The organism is Cellulomonas sp. P4_B5_2, assembly GCF_056402235.1.
Genome location: NZ_JBFUHU010000420.1, coordinates 1 through 2,612 on the forward strand (window position 1 = coordinate 1; position 2,612 = coordinate 2,612).

The 2,612-nt window shown below is 68.2% G+C and carries 3 protein-coding genes; 1 reads left to right on the top strand and 2 read right to left on the bottom strand.

The features are described from left to right. On the top strand, nt 1-505 hold a 505-nt coding region (locus AC1DUQ_RS20440; RefSeq protein ID WP_477074492.1), incomplete at its 5' end, for a vanadium-dependent haloperoxidase. A gap of 46 nt (nt 506-551) precedes the next feature. On the opposite strand, the gene AC1DUQ_RS20445 is transcribed toward AC1DUQ_RS20440, so the two are convergent. Beyond that, a complete protein-coding gene (locus AC1DUQ_RS20445) occupies nt 552-761 on the bottom strand; it encodes a hypothetical protein (RefSeq protein ID WP_477062101.1) in 210 nt (69 codons plus the stop codon). A gap of 405 nt (nt 762-1,166) precedes the next feature. Then, nucleotides 1,167-2,183, bottom strand: a complete 1,017-nt coding sequence (locus AC1DUQ_RS20450) for a TIGR00341 family protein (protein ID WP_477062102.1) — start codon at nt 2,181-2,183, stop codon at nt 1,167-1,169. Nucleotides 2,184-2,612: the final 429 nt, after the last annotated feature.

Genomic DNA, 2,612 nt, shown 5'->3' on the forward strand with positions numbered 1-2,612 from the left:
GGCCCACGCCTCGTTCCGCCTCTTCCTCGACCAGCACGACCTCGACCTGGCCGACGCGACACGTTTCCAGGCCATGATGTCCGTGACCTACGCCGACGCGTTGATCGCCTGCTTCGACGCCAAGTACCGGTATGCGTTCTGGCGCCCGGTGACTGCGATCCCCGCTGGGGACACCGACGGGAACCGCCGCACGATCGCTGACCCGTCCTGGACGCCGCTGATCCCGACGCCGAACCACCCCGAGTATCCGAGCGCGCACGGCTGCATCACACCCGCCTCCGGGATCGTGATCTCGCGCTTCCTGGGCACCGCCCACATCGACTTCACCGTGCCCAGCGTGACCGGCGGCGCAGCCCGGCACTTCGCAACCCGGCAGGACCTCACGCTCGAGGTCGGAAACGCCAGGATCTGGGGCGGCGTGCACTTCCGCAGCGCCGTCGACGACGGCACCGCGATCGGCCAGCAGACCGCCAAGTACGTCCTGCGCCACCACTTCGACCAGTAGGAACGCCCGGGCGGGCCTCGGGGAACTGGCCCCACCGATCAAGACCTCAGGCCTGGTGAGACACCTCCCCCGCGGCCAGCAGCTGATACATGAAGGTGCGGCCGATGCCGAGCCTGGCGGCGGCTTCGGCCACTGTCAGAAGGAGGCGCTCATCGGACTGCACCGTGACGTTGATGACGCGCATCTCCCCCGCTGGCCGGCGTCGCGCCAGTCTCGGCGGGGCCGCGAACAGCTCTGCGTGGACGTCGTTGGACATGGGCGTACTCCCGTCTCTCGGTGCTGCCATCGTCGGGACCATCGATAGACAGACTCATCACACGCTCGCCAGGTCACTCCAGACATCGCGCGATGGCTGCCGCGATCAGTAGACAGATGACTTACAGGCGCCCCAGCCGGTCCGCAGCCCGGCCAGACTTAGCCTGTAAGTCACGGTCCACGTGTCAGGGAACTCGAAGGGCAGCGTCAGGCCGTCGAGTGCTTGCCGGCAGGTGCACTCCTCGTCCAGCGGCAGAGAGCCTCGCCGAGCTGGCCGAGCAATGTGCGCACTCCACCACGTTGGCGCACACCACCTCGCGACACAGGCGATGTAGCCCTGTGGCATCGTCGCGAAGCTTGGACGCACGCCCGATTGCTGGTCCCGGTCCCGGTCCCCGCTCCGGCGTCAGTCTGCCGGACCGACCGAGCCCAGATCTTCGCGCTCACCGAAGCTCGTAACGAGGATCACAGGGGTGCCGCTCGGCACCGCCCCCTCGAGCGAACGCATGAGGACGTCCGGGTCGGGCAGCTCTTCCGGTGCGCTGACGTCGATCTCGATCTGAGACCCGCTGTATGACACCTGCGTGACGGTCGATCCGGTGACGTCCGCCAGCCAGGCAGCTGTCGCCTGCTCGACGCGCTGCGTCTCCAGCGCGATCTGGTAGGCGAGAACGGTGTTGCCCACGAGCGGCAGCGCGACGATCGCCAGCACCGCGGTGATCGTCCCATACGTGCGTCGCCTCGATCGGCCGCCCTGGCCCGCGGGGGCGACGCCGTATCCGGTGGTGGCGAACACGAGCGTTCCCGCCAGGATCAGTGCGACGGCGTTCGAGAGGAACAGCAAGAACGCGCCACCCGCCAGGCTCGGCGCGCTGTCCCCCAGGCACACGCCGACGACGGCCAGCGGAGGAACGAGCGAGATGGCGATCGCCACGCCCGGCAGGACCGCTGCGACGTCGCGGCGGGCCAGCGCGATCGCGCCGGCGAACCCTGTGGCGACAGCTGCGATCAGGTCGAGCAGACCGGGTGAGGTGCGGGACGCGATCTGCTCGTTCGACAGAAGGTCGAACGACGTGGGCACGACGAGGGAGAACACCACGCCGACCGCCACGACGAGGGCAACACCAAGGAGCACGTTCCATGCGGAGTGCAGGCTTGCGCGGGGCGCACCCTTGGCCAGTCCCAGAGCAAGACCCATGATCGGGGTCGACAGCGGCGCGATGATCATGGCTCCGATGACCGTTGCGGTGGAGTCGGCCAGCACTCCAGCGGTCGCGATGACGGCGCTCAGGAAGAGCATCGTCCAGAAGGCCGAACGTTTGGCCGACACCTCGCCCGCCGACAGGTCGAGATCGGCCGTGAGGTCGTCATTGCTCCGACGCTGGCTGTCGGGAAGCACAAGCCGCAGCAGGTTCCACCCCATCCCCGCATGCTTGCAGCGGCGGAGCATCCGGCCTGCCGCGACATGCCGGTCGTCCCTCGCCGCGAGAACTGGCACGACGAGGCGATCGGTCCTGCAACGCGGTCAGATGAGCTTGGGGAGTTTCACCTGGAGAGCCGCCGCAGCAACGAGGAGAACGATGCCAAGTCCCGGCCGGACACTGCGCCCTCGCGGTGTCCGCATCCGCTCGGAGATCGCCGTGAAGTACAGCACCGAGGCAGACGCCACGGTGAGCACCGTGTAGTTGTCTCCACGTTGGTTGTCGGGTAGCGCCTGCGCGCGACAGGAGCGCGACGACGACCTTCCGCCACTCGACCCGCCGTTCGCCCCGTTCTCGACAATGCTCACATCGCGACTGTCGACCGCCCGTCCGTCACGGGAGCTCGAACGGCAGCGTCAGTCCGTCGAGGG

What these genes read in the sequence shown, in the direction of transcription:
- AC1DUQ_RS20445 (WP_477062101.1), bottom strand. Translation starts at nt 761, where the DNA reads ATGTCCAACGACGTCCACGCAGAGCTGTTCGCGGCCCCGCCGAGACTG.
- AC1DUQ_RS20450 (WP_477062102.1), bottom strand. Translation starts at nt 2,183, where the DNA reads ATGGGGTGGAACCTGCTGCGGCTTGTGCTTCCCGACAGCCAGCGTCGG.